This is a genomic window from Sphaerospermopsis sp. LEGE 00249, from assembly GCF_014299995.1.
Classification (GTDB): Bacteria; Cyanobacteriota; Cyanobacteriia; order Cyanobacteriales; family Nostocaceae; genus Sphaerospermopsis; species Sphaerospermopsis kisseleviana.
Map to the genome: position 1 here is coordinate 1 of NZ_JACJUZ010000162.1, position 1,736 is coordinate 1,736.

A 1,736-nucleotide genomic window follows, 5' to 3' on the forward strand; every position below is an offset into this window, starting at 1 on the left:
TTAATGAACCTGCAACGGGTTCACGGATGCCGTCGATGTCAACGGGAGGAGCAGCGATAAATGCGATGATGAAGCAAGTGGTTGCTGCTAACAGGGTGGGTATCATTAATACACCGAACCAGCCGATGTAAAGGCGGTTGTTGGTGCTGGTGATAAATTCACAGAAACGATCCCATACGTTGGCGCTTTGGCGCTGTTGAATGGCGGTTGTCATGTTCTTATGATTGCGTTTTATGTATGTATGTTTTGGTAGGTGTTTCTACCTGATGACTTTATAGTAGGTCAAATATTTCGATTTGTAAAGGGGTTTTCGTAATATTTTTTAAAATTTTTCTCATAGGATCAGAAAACCTAGATATAGTAAGGGTTACAGGCTTTATATTTTTGTAAACTTATTCTCTGGATTGTAAAAATGCTCTCATCTAGTCCCAAGGTAGTCACTTATAGTCCTGCATATACTCTTGTTCCTACTTACGAATGTTTTAATAGATGTAGTTATTGTAATTTTCGTGTTGAACCAGGTTCACGTCCTTGGATGAAGCTAGAACAAGCAGAGAATATTTTATTACCTTTAAAAAATCAAAATGTCTGTGAAATACTCATTCTCAGCGGTGAAGTTCATCCTTTATCATCAAGGCGGGAAAAGTGGTTTCAGCTTATTTATGATTTATGTGCTTTAGCTTTATCAATGGGATTTTTACCCCATACCAATGCCGGACCACTGAGTTTTACGGAAATGGAAAAGCTGAAAAATGTTAATGTTTCGATGGGGTTAATGTTGGAACAGTTGACACCCAAGTTATTAAATACTGTTCATCGTCATGCACCGAGTAAATTACCTCAAGTGCGTTTACAACAATTACAATGGGCGGGAGAATTGCAAATTCCCTTTACGACTGGGTTGTTATTGGGAATAGGAGAAAGTGAAGATGATCGCTGGGAAACTTTAACAGCTATTTCTGAGTTGCATCAACGCTATCAACATATACAAGAAGTTATTTTGCAACCCCACAGTCCGGGAAGTCAGCAAACCTTTAACGCAGAAGCTTTTGATCCTCATCAACTACCGCACGTGATCAGGAAAGCACGGGAAATTTTACCCGCAGACATTACAGTACAAATTCCCCCTAATTTACTGCAAGATGAAAATTGGTTATTAGCGTGTTTGGATGCAGGTGCGAGAGATTTGGGAGGTATAGGTCCAAAAGATGAAGTTAACCCAGATTATCCCCATTTACAGGTACAGAGATTAAAAGAAATTTTACAACCTGCGGGATGGGAATTAGTGCCACGGTTGCCTGTTTATCCTCAGTTTCTAATAAATAGGTAATTAGGGTTTGCTGAATAAACATGAAAATATTACAGGTCAAGGATTTTAGGCAATTTGAAATTGAAAAAGTGTATATCACAGCCTTTTGCTAGTCCATGAAGTATAAAAGAAGAGTAAAAAAGCAATGCACCAACAAGGTTTTACTATTATCTGTGTAGGCTGACTTTAGCCTGATACTGCTAGTAGCAAAAAAATTTTTTCCAACGTATTAATCCCAAGTGAAATTGGGGAATGCTGAAACATAGGAAATAGTAACCTGCTATATAAAACCTAGACAATACTAGACTTTACTTTCTACTTCAACGGGAGCATGGCAGCGGTTATCCCTCAGTAGACTTTCACGCCTTAGCCAGACGCGATAAATTAATTGCAGCGTTTAGATCCCTATCTATTTCAAAACCGCAGT

1 protein-coding gene and 1 pseudogene are annotated in these 1,736 nt (G+C 38.7%); one reads left to right on the top strand and one right to left on the bottom strand.

From position 1 onward, the window contains the following. Positions 1-214, bottom strand: a pseudogene (locus tag H5968_RS24890) (photosystem II q(b) protein); the annotation flags it as partial. Positions 215-412: 198 nt separating this feature from the next. Here H5968_RS24890 and cofG point away from each other — a divergent pair. Beyond that, positions 413-1,330 carry a 7,8-didemethyl-8-hydroxy-5-deazariboflavin synthase subunit CofG gene (cofG, locus tag H5968_RS24895; RefSeq protein ID WP_187042072.1) on the top strand — a complete coding sequence of 306 codons (918 nt, stop codon included), beginning with the start codon at positions 413-415 and terminating at the stop codon, positions 1,328-1,330. Positions 1,331-1,736: the final 406 nt, after the last annotated feature.